19 protein-coding genes are annotated in these 17053 nt (G+C 25.9%); 4 read left to right on the top strand and 15 right to left on the bottom strand.

Annotation, left to right across the window (positions count from 1 at the left end; all coding sequences use genetic code 11):
* Positions 1 to 12: 12 nt before the first annotated feature.
* Entirely contained in the window at positions 13 to 813 is an 801-nt protein-coding gene (locus tag ACEXNK_RS09165; protein WP_373599328.1) for an EcsC family protein, read from the bottom strand.
* Between the two features lie 173 nt (positions 814 to 986).
* Here ACEXNK_RS09165 and ACEXNK_RS09160 point away from each other — a divergent pair, with 173 nt between their 5' ends.
* Complete coding sequence (locus ACEXNK_RS09160) at positions 987 to 1619, top strand: biliverdin-producing heme oxygenase (protein WP_373601584.1); 633 nt, start codon at positions 987 to 989, stop codon at positions 1617 to 1619.
* A 55-nt stretch (positions 1620 to 1674) separates the two neighbouring features.
* Here the strand turns inward: ACEXNK_RS09160 and ACEXNK_RS09155 are convergent, their stop codons facing one another.
* The 6 genes from ACEXNK_RS09155 to ACEXNK_RS09130 all read right to left on the bottom strand — a co-directional run bounded on the left by ACEXNK_RS09155 (position 1675) and on the right by ACEXNK_RS09130 (position 7585).
* A complete protein-coding gene (locus tag ACEXNK_RS09155) occupies positions 1675 to 2562 on the bottom strand; it encodes a polysaccharide deacetylase family protein (protein ID WP_373599330.1) in 888 nt (295 codons plus the stop codon).
* 148 nt (positions 2563 to 2710) lie between these two features.
* Complete coding sequence (epsC, locus tag ACEXNK_RS09150) at positions 2711 to 3226, bottom strand: serine O-acetyltransferase EpsC (protein ID WP_373599331.1); 516 nt, start codon at positions 3224 to 3226, stop codon at positions 2711 to 2713.
* A 43-nt stretch (positions 3227 to 3269) separates the two neighbouring features.
* Complete coding sequence (cysK, locus tag ACEXNK_RS09145; RefSeq protein WP_373599332.1) at positions 3270 to 4169, bottom strand: cysteine synthase A; 900 nt, start codon at positions 4167 to 4169, stop codon at positions 3270 to 3272.
* A 321-nt stretch (positions 4170 to 4490) separates the two neighbouring features.
* Positions 4491 to 5684, bottom strand: coding sequence for a S41 family peptidase (locus ACEXNK_RS09140; RefSeq protein WP_373599333.1), 1194 nt, complete (start codon positions 5682 to 5684; stop codon positions 4491 to 4493).
* A gap of 163 nt (positions 5685 to 5847) precedes the next feature.
* Positions 5848 to 6429 carry a PepSY domain-containing protein gene (locus tag ACEXNK_RS09135; RefSeq protein WP_373599334.1) on the bottom strand — a complete coding sequence of 194 codons (582 nt, stop codon included), beginning with the start codon at positions 6427 to 6429 and terminating at the stop codon, positions 5848 to 5850.
* Positions 6430 to 6817: 388 nt separating this feature from the next.
* Positions 6818 to 7585, bottom strand: a complete 768-nt coding sequence (locus tag ACEXNK_RS09130; RefSeq protein WP_373599335.1) for a sugar phosphate isomerase/epimerase family protein — start codon at positions 7583 to 7585, stop codon at positions 6818 to 6820.
* Positions 7586 to 7738: 153 nt separating this feature from the next.
* Between ACEXNK_RS09130 and ACEXNK_RS09125 the strand changes: the two genes are divergently transcribed.
* Positions 7739 to 8065, top strand: a complete 327-nt coding sequence (locus ACEXNK_RS09125) for a hypothetical protein (RefSeq protein ID WP_373599336.1) — start codon at positions 7739 to 7741, stop codon at positions 8063 to 8065.
* Between the two features lie 395 nt (positions 8066 to 8460).
* On the opposite strand, the gene ACEXNK_RS09120 is transcribed toward ACEXNK_RS09125, so the two are convergent.
* Positions 8461 to 9297 (bottom strand): DegV family protein, encoded by an 837-nt coding sequence (locus tag ACEXNK_RS09120; protein WP_373599337.1) that lies wholly within the window; start codon positions 9295 to 9297, stop codon positions 8461 to 8463.
* Between the two features lie 242 nt (positions 9298 to 9539).
* On the opposite strand from ACEXNK_RS09120, the gene ACEXNK_RS09115 reads away from it, so the two are divergent.
* Positions 9540 to 10088 (top strand): TetR/AcrR family transcriptional regulator, encoded by a 549-nt coding sequence (locus ACEXNK_RS09115; RefSeq protein WP_373599338.1) that lies wholly within the window; start codon positions 9540 to 9542, stop codon positions 10086 to 10088.
* Between the two features lie 117 nt (positions 10089 to 10205).
* Entirely contained in the window at positions 10206 to 10508 is a 303-nt protein-coding gene (locus ACEXNK_RS09110; RefSeq protein WP_373599339.1) for a hypothetical protein, read from the top strand.
* A 183-nt stretch (positions 10509 to 10691) separates the two neighbouring features.
* Here ACEXNK_RS09110 and ACEXNK_RS09105 read toward each other — a convergent pair whose 3' ends face one another.
* The 7 genes from ACEXNK_RS09105 to ACEXNK_RS09075 all read right to left on the bottom strand — a co-directional run bounded on the left by ACEXNK_RS09105 (position 10692) and on the right by ACEXNK_RS09075 (position 16843).
* A complete protein-coding gene (locus tag ACEXNK_RS09105; protein ID WP_373599340.1) occupies positions 10692 to 12080 on the bottom strand; it encodes an amino acid permease in 1389 nt (462 codons plus the stop codon).
* A 178-nt stretch (positions 12081 to 12258) separates the two neighbouring features.
* Entirely contained in the window at positions 12259 to 14367 is a 2109-nt protein-coding gene (locus ACEXNK_RS09100; protein WP_373599341.1) for a DNA topoisomerase III, read from the bottom strand.
* A gap of 142 nt (positions 14368 to 14509) precedes the next feature.
* Positions 14510 to 14926 (bottom strand): gamma-glutamylcyclotransferase family protein, encoded by a 417-nt coding sequence (locus ACEXNK_RS09095; RefSeq protein ID WP_373599342.1) that lies wholly within the window; start codon positions 14924 to 14926, stop codon positions 14510 to 14512.
* The gene (pcp, locus tag ACEXNK_RS09090; RefSeq protein WP_373599343.1) at positions 14920 to 15561 is read right to left on the bottom strand and encodes a pyroglutamyl-peptidase I; all 642 of its coding nucleotides are present in this window, start codon (positions 15559 to 15561) and stop codon (positions 14920 to 14922) included. The genes ACEXNK_RS09095 and pcp overlap by 7 nt, the downstream gene beginning before the upstream one ends.
* A 31-nt stretch (positions 15562 to 15592) precedes the next feature.
* A complete protein-coding gene (locus ACEXNK_RS09085) occupies positions 15593 to 15709 on the bottom strand; it encodes a 5-oxoproline transporter, DUF979 family subunit (RefSeq protein WP_373601599.1) in 117 nt (38 codons plus the stop codon).
* 53 nt (positions 15710 to 15762) lie between these two features.
* Positions 15763 to 16023: a hypothetical protein gene (locus ACEXNK_RS09080; protein WP_373599344.1), complete on the bottom strand. Its 261-nt coding sequence runs from the start codon at positions 16021 to 16023 to the stop codon at positions 15763 to 15765.
* Between the two features lie 148 nt (positions 16024 to 16171).
* Positions 16172 to 16843 (bottom strand): hypothetical protein, encoded by a 672-nt coding sequence (locus ACEXNK_RS09075; RefSeq protein WP_373599345.1) that lies wholly within the window; start codon positions 16841 to 16843, stop codon positions 16172 to 16174.
* Between the last annotated feature and the right edge of the window lie 210 nt (positions 16844 to 17053).

The following is a 17053-nucleotide window of genomic DNA, read 5'->3' as shown; positions in this document are numbered from 1 at the left end:
AACTCAAAACTTTTATTCTTTATTTAATCTGCTTCTATTAATAATAAATTTATATTGTTTAGATAACCAACTTTCTTTTTCTACAATATAATTTTTAGGATTTAATAATCTCATATGATATGAATAAATAGCATACTCCCCTAGTTTATCTACTAACTTATTGTTGACATATGCTCCTACAAAAGCTCCTATTCCTGGTACTAGCTGAAGAAGTTTTGCCAAATCTATATAATCTCTATATTCTTGCTGAAAGTTTCTCCAATCAAATTCGTTTATATCATTAGATAAAGTATCTTTATAATCATCAAAATGTTCCATTTTATTAAATATATAATTTACATGATCTTGACTAGAAAAAGCTAATTGAAATATATTTAAAATGTATAATCTTTCTTTATAATCTTTTGTATCAAACCCATATATACTCGCTATATCATATAATAACTTTATCTTTATACTAAGAAGTAACGGAAAATCCGCAAGCCCTATAATTATTCCTCCTGCACCAGTTCCCGCCCCTTCTATCATAGCAGTCTTTTTATATAACCTTATCTTTTCATAGGCTAAATTATCTCTTTCTTCTAATGACATATCTAGTATAGGCTTCTTAGTAGTATATTTAGATCCGAATAAAACAACCTTAGTCATATTTTTAATAGCAGAAGTAATTATATTGTGATAGTTTTCTGGTAGTATAGAATTTATTTTATTTTGAGTTCCTTTTGATACCTTATTTACAATAGAAGGCTTTTTTTTCATCTTATCCTTCCATTTATCCAATTCCTTTACTTTAATATATTTATAATCTTGCACATTATCACCTATCTTTTAATTTAACTCTATAATGATTATAGTATATTTATTATACTATTATTCCTGCTTAATATGATATTTCAAATTTGTAACACACTTATACGTTTATAATCAATAACGCTGGGTATTTCTTTTAATATGTAATCACAATTTAAAAGAAAGAAGATGATTTTATGGATATGAATTTCTTAAAAGCCATTCAAAATAATACTAAAAGATTACATAGTATGGCTGAAAATACAGGGTTCATAAAAAGACTAATTAGTGGAGAAGCCACTACACAAACTTATGGAGAGTATATATATAACCTCTATTTTGTTTACAAAGCAATTGAAGAAAACTTAGAAAAACATAAGGATAATGAAGTTTTAAAAGAATTTATAACTCCAGAAGTTTTTAGAGCTGAATCTTTATTAAAAGATTCTAAATTTTTACTAGAGGGTAATTTAGACTCTATAGAAATCTGTGATTCAACAAAAGTTTTTGTTAATAGATTGAATGAAATATCTAAAACAGATCCAAACTTATTAGTAGCTCATGCTTACACTCGATATTTAGCAGATTTATTTGGTGGTAGAACAATATTTAATATAGTAAAAGAAAAATATAATATAGAAGATGATGGTCTTAACTATTATATGTTTGATGATATATCCGACTTAAAAGCATTTGTTATGTATTATCATCAAAAACTTAATTTAATAAATCTAACAGATGAAGAAAAAGACAGATTCTTAAACGAAGTTTCTCTTTCATATATATTTAATATAAGTATATCCAATGAATTAGAATACATAAGATTTTAATCTTATATAAATGTAAATAAGCTCTAGTATATTTAATTTACTAGAGCTTATTTTTTTATGATAAAGTTTTAAAAATATAGCCATTGTCTTTAAAATGTTTTATTATACTAGGTAGTGCTTTTACAGTTTCTTCCTTCCCATAAGTATCATGCATCAACAAAACAACAATTTCCTTTCCTTCTGAAGTCTTAACTGCTTCCTGATAAAGTTCCCTTGCATTCTTTTGTTTTCCTTCTGCATCTTTATTTAAAGCATTCCAATCTATTGCTACTTTGTTATTTTCTTGTAAATAACCTTTTAATTCATCCATTCCTTTCCAAGACATAGTTCCTCCAGGACATCTAATGACCCTTGTTTCAAAATTTTCTCCCAGTATCTCTTTTAGAAGCTTGTCAGTTTTCTCAAAATCTTCTTTAAAAGCTTCTAAATCTAACTTTCTATTAGGATATAACTTTTTATAGCTATGAGACCAAGAGTGGTTACCTATTGCATGCCCACTTTCAAATTGTCTTTTCACCAAATTTTTAGCTTCTTCTCCTCCTTTTTCTATTGTTTGTCCTGTTATAAAGAAAGTAGCTTTTACACCTTCAGCTTCCAGTACATCTAAAATTTTTGGTGTATTTGTTGTAGATGTTCCATCATCAAAAGTTAGAAATACTATTTTTTCTCCATGATTCCTGTAATCATATGTATCTAATTTTTTAAAAACTTCAGATGCATTGTATGAGTATTTTACAAAGTCTTCTTTTATCCCCATGACAGGCTTTGTTTCTTTATCTTTAGTATCTTCTGTGTTTTCTTTAGTTTCAAAACACATAAGCTCTTCTATCGTTTTTAATTTAATTATTTTAAAACTTAAAATTAAAACTAATACCGATAATATACAAACTAAAAAACGTAGTCTTTTACTTTTATAGTTTGTATCATATTTATTTAACTTCATTTTAACTAGCTCCCACTAAATATTAAATTTTAACTCTATATACTTTATACCTATGTTATCTACTTTAAATTATGAGTAACAATTTCTTAACAAAAAGAGATGACTATTAAATTAATAGTCATCTCTTTGCACAAATTACAAATTAAACTTACTTTTTACTTATTATCTTTCCTGGTATACCGACTACAGTGCTATCATTTGGTACATTTTTTAAAACTACCGAATTTGCACCTACTTTTGAATTATCACCTATAGTTATAGGTCCTAAAACTTTAGCTCCCGCTCCAATTATTACATTATTTCCAACTGTAGGATGTCTTTTACCACTTTCTTTACCTGTTCCACCTAGAGTTGTTCCATGATAAATAGTTACCTTATTGCCAACGATAGCAGTTTCTCCTATAACAACTCCCATACCATGGTCTATAAGTATTCCACTTCCTATAGTTGCTCCTGGATGTATTTCTATACCTGTTATAAATCTATTGATTTGAGATATCAATCTTGCTATAAAAAACATATTATGTTTATAAAAAGAATGTGCTATTCTATGTGATATAAGCGCATGTATCGAAGGATATAATAAAAATACTTCTAATTTACTTCTTGCAGCTGGGTCATTTTCTAATATATACTCTATGTCATCATTTATCTTTTTAAACATATTTCCCTCCTATTTTTAGACTTCTATTATTGTATATACTTTATTAAAATATGTTCATAGATAAATATTTTTCTATTCCATCTGGAGCTATTGTTACTATATTTTTATTTGTATATTTTCTTGCTATTTCCATACTTGCAAATACATTTGCTCCTGAAGATATTCCAACTAAAACTCCTTCTTTTTCCCCTAGTAATTTAACAGTATTCATAGCATCTTCATCTCTTACAGTAACAATTTCATCTACTACATTCATATCTAAATTCTTTGGAATAAAATTTGCACCTATCCCTTGTATTTTATGTCCTCCACTATATCCCTTTGATATTAAAGGTGAACTTTCAGGTTCTACTCCAATAACTTTAATATCTTTATTTATTTCTTTTAAATACCTTCCAATTCCGCTTATCGTTCCTCCAGTTCCTATACCACATACTAATATATCAATATCTTTTATATCTTCATATATTTCAATAGCAGTTGTATTATAGTGTTTTTTAGGGTTACTTTCATTCTCAAATTGTTTTAATGACTTATAGTCTTCATTTTCATTTACAAGTTCTAATGCTTTATCTATAGAAGCTTTCATTCCCCCTTCACCAGTTAAAACAACCTCTGACCCATATGCTTTCATTAAATCTATACGTTCTTTACTCATAGAACTAGGCATCACTATTATTATATTAAGTCCTTTAATTTTTCCTATCATAGATAATGCAATTCCTGTATTCCCGCTAGTTGCCTCTACTACTGTATCTCCTTCTTTTAACTCTCCTCTTTCTATTAAATCTTCAATCATACCAAGGACCGCTCTATCTTTTATACTTCCACCTGAATTATATTTTTCTAGCTTTAAATATATATTATTACTATTTGATTGTATATTATTTAATTTTAGTATTGGAGTTTTCCCTATAAGTTCTAATATGTTGTTGTATATCATTTTTACCTCCGTATTATTTTAGTTAATTTTATATTTTATAAATATTATTAGATATTTATGCTAAAAAACACATAAAATCCATATAATTTATTTTTTTAATACTACTAAATTAAATATACTATTTCAATAAATATAGATATTTTCTATATCATTAACTTCAAGGATAGTAATAGTCTATATTTTCTTTATTTTTTATTTTTTCAGAATTTAAGTTTTAAACTTTATATAATAAGTATATCTATGAATTTACACTTTAATATAATTGCTAAAATATAAAAAAAGTGTAATTACTTAATATTAAATAATTACACTTTTTTTATGTTATATTTCTTCTATCTCTAAAACCTTTTTTATACACTTATCACCTTTAAAATTCTGTGTTCTTTCATACTTTTTTATTTTAAAATCAGGAGTGGTTTTGTATTCTTCATTGCAAATTCCGTCTTTATTTAAATACATCCCACTAGCCATTCTAAAGATTAATCCACTATTTTTTAATTTAATTAAAATAGGATCTAATCCACCACCATCCCCTCCAGTGGTTTGTCCTATTATTGTTGCAAATTTATAATCTTTACAAAACATGGCAAATGTTTCAGATGATGAATATACGTCTTCATCTGTTAGTAAATATATATTTCCTTTAAATTTTGTGTTTTTATCAGATTTTATAACATAGTTTACATGTTCAAAATCACTAAAATCTCTTAATATTTCTTTGGGAGCATTTTCAACTACATTCTCAGGTAAATTTTTAATAGGTGATAACTTTCGATCTCTTTTTTTCGTATAATCTTTTACTAGTTTACAATTATTTCTATAAATTCTATATCCATTTATTTCAATATCATTTTCTATAAGTTTAGATACGATACCTTTCCAATAGCTATCACTACCACCCTTATTACCTCTTATATCAATTATTAGAGCTTTATGCTTGTTAAGTGTATCAATATAGTCACTTATAATGCTTAAATCTTTCTTTATAGACCCATTTTTCGAAGCCATAACTGGTAAATATATGTATCCTATATCTCCCTTTACTACATCTTTTAAAATTAGTTCTTTTTTCAAAAGCATATTTTCAGGTATTTTTATTTCATTTTGTATATGTTTATATCTGTTTACTACTTTTTCATCATCAAGAAATTCATACCAATTATTTTTAGAGTACGCTTTTTTAAAAAGCTTATACCTATTTCTATTGTTAATTAATTCTGTATGCCTATTTCCTAATTCTCCTAATATTGAAGATAACTCTTCCGTAAATTCCTCATCATTTTTAGTATTTTCTATTCTTTTCATGTAAATATCTTTTTTCGCTAACCAATCTAAATTATTACACCTTTTTATTACTCCTAAATATGGATATCCATTTTTTATAGTATTGTACATACAATTAAAATCTTCAATTTTTTCTTCTTTAGTTAATTGTTTTGTTTCACTATAACTATAAGTTCCTAATATCGGTGCAATTAAAAATATAATTGTCAAAACTATTATCCTTTTTTGCATATTATTACGTCCTATATAATTCTATTATTCTTTGTTAATTGTTTCATATTATTATGATTACAATTAAATATTATAATATATATAAATACAAATAAAAAGAATTATATATGTAAGTAAAAAAAGTGTAACCATCTAAATTTTTAGATACCTACACTTTTTTTACTTAGTCATTAAATTCCATGTCTCCATATTTATCATCATTTACGTCATAATTATCTTTCATTTTTTCATGACTAAATTCTTTTATATCTCCTGTTTTTGCATCTACTGTTATTTCATATTTTGTATCTGCTTTTATAAGTTCTCCTTCGTATTCTGGATCTTTTCCATCTTTATCTAAATGAAAACTCTTAACTGTTGCTTTTGGAACTTTATTAAGCATTACATCCATAGCTTTGTCTTCACTAATTAATTTATCTGTAGTTTTTTGTGCTTGTGCATTTGCATCTTTCTCTTTAAGAACTTCTTGCTCAAAGTTTATTACATCTCCAGTTTCCGCATCTACATCTACTTCATATTTTATATTATCTTTTACTATTTGAGATTCATATTTTGGTGAACTATCATTATTATCATATGAAAACTCTAATATTTTTCCATCTGGAACTTTTTCTAACATTACAGTTTTAGCTTGTTCCTTTGTTATGTATTCTGCTTTATCATGTTTAACTAAAGAGTAACTTACTCCAGCTCCACATACTATTACAATCCCTAATCCTATTATTAATGATTTATTAAACTTCATGATGATACCTCCCGTACAAGTAATTAATTTTTCTTAACAATATTATATATACCATCTTTTTAATAACTAAAACAATTTACATAATATTCTATATGTAACCTATAATTCTAAGTTTTCATTATTTTCACAATAAAATATAATTTATTATAAAAAAGTCACTTCACTTGATCCACTACGTGTACGAACTACTTTCTTTCGCCAACGACTTCATACGTTGATCAAAATGTCATTTTTTACTTTCAGTAATATCTTAGTATGACTATACTCGATAAGTTATTCATATATATTCGTTAATCATAAATTCCTTTATCGTAAAAATAGGCTGTCTTAATGATATATGTAACCTATAAATAAATTACATTGTATTATTAAGACAGCCTGTTATATTTTATATCAAATATTTTTTAATTCTATTAATACCACCTTCTAAATCATCTACTCCATATTCTAGACATATATATGGATTTATGTTGGCATTGTTAAGTATATCGTTAAACTCTATCAATTGTTTAATACTAGGTTCATTGTGACTGTCAAAGCTGCTATCATTATAATGTAAATGAATATATTCTATATAATCACTTAACCCACTTACCCACTCTTTTAAATTTATACTGGAATATGCTAATGTATGTCCAGTATCTAAGCATATTCTAAGCTTTTCTGAATTCACTTCTTTTATTATACTCAGTAATTCTTCATAGTTATCATCATATTCATTTTCTAATAAAATAACTATATCTACATCACTGATGTCATTTAAAAATTCTTTCCAAAAGTTTATTTGATTATTAAGTTTGAGTTTTCTAATTTTATCAACACTTATTAACGGATTTAGTTGGCTATGAAAAACAACAAACTTAGCCCCTACTTCTTTTGCAATATTTATAGATTGCATATATCTATACTTAGTTAATTCTAATACTTTTTTATCTGTACTTCCTGGGTTTAAGTCAAATGATGAGCCATGAATTGATATTATATTATTTATATTACTTAACTTCTCTTTGCATTCTTTTATTATACCGCTATAATCATCATCTAGTATATGTTGCGGAAATATTTGAAGCTCAATACCAATATTTAATTTTTTTATTTCATCTACGTTCATATTGTAAATATCTACTATATTTTTTAGTAATTTAATATCTTTCATATTTTATTTCTCCCCCTAAATTATCTATTTTAATATCTCAATTTAAAGTTATATTAGTATATTTCACCTTTGCAAACTCGTAACCTTTTTTATGTTGCAAAAACATATTTAAATAAATACAATTATATTAAATTAATTTAAGGAGGTTTTATATTGAAAAAAGCTTTAGTAGCTATTATAACTTTAATTGTACTAATATTTTCAAATCATTTTTTAAGTAATTTAATAAATGCTAGCTTTATTGATTTATCATTTATGACAGGTTTATTCTTTACTGCTTTAATAGGTTTTTTCTCTACCGACGACAATATTCACAATAGATTTTTAGGTGATTCATGGGCATACTTAGTTATAGATTGGGATTTAAGCAAAAAATATACTCTTAAATTTCTAAATAGCATTCCATTTTGCATATCTCTTATATACACAATAATATCATTTATAATTACTCTATATATTTACTGGGATTACTTTTTTTAAGTTATGAAAAAAATCATTAAGTATTTTTCGTCTCTATTACTTTAATTGAATCTACATTTGAAAGAAAGATTAAGTCCTTTATTTATAAAAAAGGAAACTGACGTAAATATAAATCATATTCCAGGCTACGAAGGTGGTTATAAACCATAAATTTCACTTTAACAAGATTATGTAAACTTTATTAAAGGTATAGATGATGCTTATGAATATGTTAAAAAGCATAAGTAATAATTAATTTTAAAAAAGTTTTCTCTGAAAAAATATTATATATAAATTTGCAATATAGTTCTATAATATTATTATGTAAACTATATTAAATTGATTTATATAGCTATATACAATATATTAATAAAAATAGAGTATCTCATAAAAAAGTTCATGAGATACTCTATTTATTATAAAATACTTATTAATATAGCTCCTTTTGATGTATATGTTCCCATAACCGATCCAATTTCACTAATAGTTACATCGTCAAAGTGATTTTCTTTAATCATCATTTCTTTAACCTTCAACGCTTTTTCTATGCAATTAGAATGACCTATTGCTAAAACTCTATTGCTTTTTTCAGAAACCCTACTTGAAACACTTTGAACAACTTTCTTTATAGAGTTATTATCTCCTCTTGCTTTGTCTACCGGCTTAACTATACCTTCAGTAATTTGTATTATAACCTTGAAGTTCAAAGCATTTATAAGCTTACCAGCTAAAGGATTTATTCTTCCACCCTTTATAGCATTTTCTAAAGTTTCAAGAGAGCCAAAGAAAACTATATCATTTTTTAATTTTTCAAGTTCTTCTATTATCTCATTTAACGATTTTCCTTGTTCTGCTAGTTGAGCTGCTTTTACTACTAATAACCCATGACCTATAGATCCGTTTTCACTATCTATTACTTCTATGGTTTTATTTGGATTTTCTTCTAAATACATAGTCTTTGCAAGTAATGCTGTTGAATATGTAGCAGATAATTTTGAAGTTATAGTAATTACTAAAACTTCTTCTTCACAATCATAACTATTCGCAAATTTTTCAGGCGATGGACAAGAAGTCTTTGGAAGTTGTTTTTCATTTGCCATTCTTTCATAAAAAGTATCATTATCTATTTCCCCATCAACATACGTTTCTTCTCCAAAAGAAACATTAAGTCCTACTATCCCTATATTATATTTTTCTATTATATCTTTATTTAAATCACATGAACTATCTGTTATTATTTTTATTTTACTCATATATTCCCTCTCTTTATTTATATATATTTATATTTATCAGTCTAAATTTATTATTTTCTATTTTTATTCAGTCGGTCGGGCGACCGATTCTTATTTTAATTGTACCTTCACTTCATTTAAAAGTCAATGATTAAAAATTCTGTAAATTATTAATTTTTAAAATTGTACTTTGTTGACAACATTTTCTTCTAAGTTTATAATTGTTTTATCAAAATAGTAGTTTTTTAGGAAAGGTCGATTCTATGAAGCCAAACAATATGAAAGAAAATATTTTATTAACAGCAACAGATTTAATAACTAAAAACGGTATAAAAAACACAAGTCTTGCTGATATCGCTAAGGCTGTAGATATAAGTAAAGGTACGCTTTACTACCACTACTCTTCTAAAGATGATTTAATATCAGATATAGCTAATATGCATTTAGACATCATAACAAATGCAGTTTTAAACTGCGTTCAAGGTATCGACTCAGAAACTTCAAAAGATAATATGATAAATCTTATATTAGAAAAAATATCTACAATAGAAGATCGTGGTCGTATACACATGTATGTATTATGTGAAGCAATAATGGGTAATGAGCATTTAAGAAATCAAATTAAGGTTAAATACATAGAATGGAGAAATACTTTAAAATCAGAAATTGTAAAAACAGGTACAAAAGATGCAGAAGCTCTATCGTTTTTGCTAGTATCTATAGTTGATGGTTTAGTAGTTCAAGGTTTATTAAAAAACGAAAAAATACCATTTGAAAGTATAGCAAATTTCTTGCTTAATCATTGGACTTAATAAATACCATAGATTAGTAATCTGTGGTGTTTATTTTTTGACTTTGGATATAATTATAGTAAGTTTTTAAACTAGATGATATAATATATAAACTAATATAAAAGAGGAGTGACAACTATGGATAATACAAACAACTTATATATATTCCTTGGAGTAGCAGCAATCATATTTTCAATTATCCAAATTAAATTTAAAAATAAAATTTTTAAAGAAGAATACTTTGAAAGGCTTACAAAAAGATTTGGAAAAATAGACAAAGATAAAACAATTCAGTTTGAAGCTATAACTACAACTTTAATGGGTGTGGTATTTATAATAGGAGGATTATTAAACTTATCTGTTAATGGATTAATAATAGGTATAGCTATTTTGGCTATATTATATTCATTATTTAGAAAAAGTTATATAACTCTAAAATAACTATAATTAAACGGTTAAAGGGATATTGTTATATAGTATGGACCAAAACTATATAACAATACCCCACATACCAAATACTTAAACTCACTAATCTCCATATTAAAAATCACATACTTATCATTACAAAACTATCAACACAATCATGTTCAAATCTGTAAATCAAATTTTAATTAATTAATTTATTTATTTTTTGAATTTATAGATCACAAAAGGTATTATAAAGGTAATTATAAAACTACTAAAAAGAATACTCTCATATGTCTTTTTATCACTTGGACTAAACTGTGTGGGTGGGAAAAATGAAACTATTAATGCCCCTACAGTAGCAATAAATCCTATACTTGCTACTATAAACTTAACTTTGTCTCCACCCTTTATATGATAACTTCTTTCTAAATTTTTATTTTTAAATAAAAGTACATAATAAGCTATAAAAAATATTGTATATGCCATTAAGTATATTAAAACTGTCAAAGATACAGATAAAAAAAATGATAAATTACTTCCTTTTGTGAAAAAAGTAAGTACAAAACACCATATACTAACAATTACACCTTGTGCTATAACTAAGTTTACAGGTACATTATGCTTATTAGTCTCTTTAAAAGCTTTTGGAATTATTCCTTTCTCAGAAGCTAAATATATTCCTTCTGAAGGTCCAACTATCCATGTACTTATTTTAGCCATTGTACTAAGCGGAAGTATTAGAGCTATAACTACTAACAACCATCTTGAGTCTTTAAAAAAGTGATTAATTAAAATTTCAAAAGATTGTATTACCCCTGTACTCAAATTTAAATCTTCTTTTGGTACTACAATTGCAATAGATAACCCCGCTATCATATTTAAAATTATTGAAACTACACATAACATAATTATCGCTAATGGATAATTCCTTTTAGGATTCTCAATTTCATTTATATGCGTTGCTGATGCTTCTATCCCTACATAGGCTAGTATAAATGATACAAAAACAACCAAACTATTTATATCTGTAAAATCTGGGAACATTGTAGATTTACTAATTTCTATATTTATCTTATTTCCTGATAAGACATATAATCCAGATAATATTATTAAAAATATTATAGGTAATACTATCCCGAATATAAATCCTATCTTTGCAAGTCTTACAGTTAATTCAGTTCCTTTAAATTGTAAAAAAGTAAGCCCCCAAAATATACTTAACATAATTACAAGTTTAATCCCAGGATTATTATTAATACTAGACTCATTAAATACAAAAGATAACATACCTGTTATAAAAAAAAGCATAGGTATAAACCCTATAGTTACCTGAAACCATTGAAAAAATATACTTACAAATCCCCATTTTTCACCTAAAGTATTTCCTATCCAAGTAAAAATACCACCTTCTTCCCAACCTTTAACTGATGCCATCTCAGCTGAACATAATGCAGTAGGTATAAACCATAATATCCCACTAAGTATTAAAAAAAACACCAAGCTAAATCCTGCTGTTGCAAAAGTTGGATATACATATACACTCATAACCATAGCTGAAGTAAATGTAAAAAACCCAAACAAAGACATTTTTTTCCCCTTATTCATAAGCACCCCATCCTTATTCAATTTTTGTGAAAACGTTAGTTTACTTACTAGTATTTTACACTATATTGCGCTTTTTCTAAATAAAATTTTCATTTTTTCTCTTTTTTACAAAAAAAAGGGTGTGATATATGTTATGGGGTAAAGACCATATATCACACCCTTTCCAACCCTAGCTGCCCTATTTTTTCAGCTTAGCTAAAGCCTCAGCAAAAGGATTATTAAAGCTCTCTTCTTGCTTATTTTGATTTTTTAAATACTTATTTACATCTCTCTTAGATGCTTTATTATTTTCTTCTTTTTTTCTCTTATTAAAGGTACTTAATTTTTCACGATGACCACAACTACAAACAAAAGTTTTATTTTCACCTTCTCCTCGAAGTTCTAATCTCTTGTGACAAACTGGACATCTAGCATTAGTTGTTTGAGAAATTGTCTTTCTAGTATTACAATCTCTATCTTGACAAATTAACATTTTTCCCCTTTTCCCATTTACTTCTAGCATGTACTTACCACACTCAGGACACTTATTTCTAGTTAAATTATCATGTTTAAAAGTAGCATCACTACTCTTTATATCGCTTACAATATCCTTAGTATAATTTTTCATCTCATTTACAAATATATCTTTTTTTAACTTACCATTAGATATATCATTTAACTTTTTCTCCCAAGATGATGTAAGTTCTGATGATTTTAATTCGCTAGGAACTAAATCTAATAATTGCTTCCCTTTAGATGTTATAAATATATCTTTACCTCTTTTTTCAACTAAGAATGAGTTAAAAATCTTTTCTATTATATCTGCACGAGTTGCAACAGTTCCAAGTCCATCTTTTTCCATTTGTGCAAGTAATGTAGCTTCATTTAGTGGTTTTGGAGGTTGAGTTTTTCCACTAGTCATACTAGCTTTACTTATTTTTATAATATCACCTTTATTTAAGCTTGGAAGATTTTGATCAGTATCTTCACCTTCATCTATATTAGTATAGTTTTCTTTCCATCCAAGTTTTATAACTTTTTTACCTTTAGCTACAAAAGTTTCCCCTTCTATACTAGCTTTTATAGAAGTTTGTTCATATTCAAAAGGCTCACTTAATACACTCAAAAATCTTTTGATAACTAAGTCGTATATTTTTCTTTCTTTATCACTTAAATCACTTAAAAATACTCTCTCTTCAGTAGGTATTATAGCATGATGATCTGTAACCTTAGAATTATCAACAAACGATTTATTTGTATTTATCTTTCCTTTTAATAATTTTGTACACACTCTCGTATAATCACTTACATTACACGCTCTAACTCTATCTTTTAAAGTATCTACTATATCAGTACTTATGTATTTAGAATCTGTTCTTGGGTAAGTAAGCACTTTATGATGTTCATATAACTTTTGCATAATAGATAGTGTCTCTTTTGCTGAAAAGTTAAATATTCTATTCGCATCTCTTTGAAGCTCTGTTAAATCATATAATCCTGGTGAGTATTTCTTTTTATATGATTTATTAACTTCTACTATTTCAGCGTTTTTATTATCTATTTTAGATAATATTTTTTCTATCTTTTCCTTGTTAAAACTATTTTGACTATTATTTTTATCTGCCCAACTTAATTTAAACATAGGTGCTTGTAAACTTATTCCGTAAAACTCTTTTGGTTTAAAGTTTTGAATTTCTTCTTCTCTTTTGTAGATCATATTAACAGCAGGAGTCTGTACTCTACCACAAGAAAGTTGTGCATTATATTTTGTCGTAAGTGCACGTGTAGCATTTATTCCAACTAACCAATCAGCTTCTGCTCTAGCTACTGCTGAACGATATAGATTTTCATACTCTCTACCATCTTTTAATTTATTAAATCCTTCTTTTATAGCTTTATCTGTACTAGATGATATCCATAAACGCTTTATAGGCTTTTTAACTTGTGCTTTTTCTATTATCCATCTAGCAACTAATTCTCCTTCTCTTCCTGCATCTGTTGCTATAACAATATTGTCTACATCATTTCTATTTAATTGTGCTTTTACTGTGTTAAATTGTTTAGATGTCTTTTTTATAACTACAGTCTTTAAATATTTTGGAAGTATAGGTAAATCATTTATATCCCAATTTTTATATTTATTTGAATAACTTTCAGTTTCTGCAAGTGTAACTAAATGACCAAGTGCCCATGTTACTATATATTTACTACCTTCTATATATCCATTTTTTTCTTGTTTACAATTTAATACTCTAGCTAAATCTCTTCCAACAGAAGGTTTCTCAGCTAGTACTAGTGTTTTTCCCATTTAATTTATTTCCTTTCCTAAATCTTTCTTATATAATACCATAGTTTTATATTATATGCTAAATTTGTAATATCACTTTATTTCTTTAAAACATAAAAAGCTACTTAAAAACATTATAGTTTAAAAGTAGCTTATGTTATATCTATTTGTTTAGCATGAATTCTTTCCAATCACCAGAATCAATAGATATTAATACATCACTTTCATTAACTTTAGATAATGGATTATACTCGTAGTAGTAAGCAGTTTCTACACTTCCATCTAAAAGTGTAACTTCAACCTCACATCTATTGTATTCATTATTATCTCCACTTTGGGTATAACTTTCCATATCATCTAATTCTTTTAATGTAGTTTCAAAATCTATTAACTCCATTAATTCTCCTAATACATTATTTTCACCCTTAATAACTGCTGGATATCCTTTATTATCTATATGCGATAAATTCCCTTTTATATATCCTTTTTTAGAACTAGAAACTTTTCCATATAAATATATATTATAATTAAACATATCACTTCTTAGGCTACCATAGACAAATATCTTTTTTATTAGCATATTTCTCCACCTATAGCTTTTATATCTTTATTATATATAGTACAAGCTTCTATAGCTAATTCTAGTCCTTTAACTATATCATCTAAACTCATATAAGGCATATTTTTCTTATCTATAACTTGATTTGTCATATATGGTATGTGTATAAATCCACCTTTTATATTTGGATATTTTTTATCTATCATATATAATATCCCATACATTACATGGTTACAAACAAAAGTTCCTGCTGTATTAGAAACTGATGCTGGTATCCCATTTTCATTCATATGCTTAACCATAGCTTTTATAGGTAAATTTGAGAAATATGCAGCTTGTCCATCAGTTTGTATTATTTCATCTACTACTTGGTTTCCTTCGTTATCTTTTATTCTAAAATCATCTAAATTTATAGCTACTCTTTCTGGAGTTATATCAAATCTTCCCCCTGCTTGTCCAACAGATATAACTATGTCTGGGTTATATTTTTCTATTGCTTTTTCTATTTCTTGTACTGATTTTGTTCTTACTGTAGGTATAGTTAATTTTATAATCTCAGCACCATTTATATTTTCTTTAATTCTTTTTACAGCTTCTTCAGCTGGATTTACCGGCTCTCCTCCAAATGGATCAAATCCTGTTATTAAAACTTTCATATTTTATCCTCCTTTAAAAAACTATATAAACTTAAAATGCAAATGTATACATTACGAATATGTGTAAAACTAGTAATACTATAGCAACTGGTGCTTGATATTTCATTACACTGTATTGATATTTAAATTCTAAAAGTGCAGTTCGTATTATATAAAAAGTAAAAGCTTATAAGTTAAATATAAACTTATAAGCTTTTTATTTTATAGTTCTTCTTCTAGTTCTTTTATTTTTTTATCAATTTCTTTTATCCTTGATTTAAGTTCATAACATTTATTATCTACTTTCATAGCAGACGTGTAATTCATTTCATTACTATGATACTTTCTCCATAGTTCCTCATATTTGTTGTGGTGCTTATCAAATTCCTTTTGCAAGCATTCTCTTTCAATTTTCAATTCACTTATCTGAGCTTTTATTTTCTTTTTGTTTCCTTTTAAAAAATCGAAAAAAAACATAGCCATATATCCCTTCTATTTATGATTAAGTTTATAACATTCTAAATTTGTGTTAGCTTTTATATACATTTTCTGTATATATTTATTACTCTATTTAATATTATAACTGTTTATTGACTAATATTACAAGAAGTTTGATTAAATTCAAACTTTATTAAAAACTAGTCTCTAGATTAATACTTGTATTTTTTTCTAAATTATATTCCATTTTTTTAACATTTTCACCTTGTACTACAATTTCTTTTGAATCATTATAATTTCCATATTTTATCTTTATAATTTTCTTTTTATCTCCTATATAAAACATCGATTTATTGATATCTATTTTTTTCATATCACTATATTTTACATATGTTCCATCTGTAAATATTAAGCCTTCATCTGTTACTTTAGCTAAGTTTATCAAACTTTCTATAAAAGAATAAACCCCAAATAATATTAATGTTACAAAAGTTATAATCATTAACCTCTCATACGGTTCTATTTTATAGAAAAAGTCTATAAAATTATATATAGACCCTTGATTTTTACTAATAAAATCAACATGTACAGTTTCTTTCAAACTAAATATAGATATTATAGCCGATATTATACCTGCTATTTCTGTAGTTTTATAAACCTCTCTAAATTTTATGTCATTATTTATATTAGTGTGAATACTTGTAATTATTCTATTTCTTTTTATGTATCCTTTTATATTGTCTAGTATAACAAATAATAAAAGCAACCCCCAACCAATAATACCTATAATACTATTTATTCCTAATATTATAATTACTATTGGTATAATCACAAAACCTTTATATATCTTATGATATTTATCCATATTTATATCTCCCATTCTTTTCCCTTATTTTTATTATATCAGTAATACCTTAATTATTCCTTAACAATATTGTCATTTATTTTTTTAAAATTTTGGGTATATTATAAATATTATAACTTTGTAAAGGATGTGTTTTTATGATTATAAATATCAGCGATCAAGCTAAAAGCGAACTTAATAACATGTTTAAATCTTATAATATAGAGAATA

Source organism: Paraclostridium bifermentans (genome assembly GCF_964259345.1).
In the GTDB taxonomy this organism is placed as follows: Bacteria; Bacillota; Clostridia; order Peptostreptococcales; family Peptostreptococcaceae; genus Paraclostridium; species Paraclostridium bifermentans_B.
This window is presented reverse-complemented; position numbering and strand designations above follow the sequence as displayed.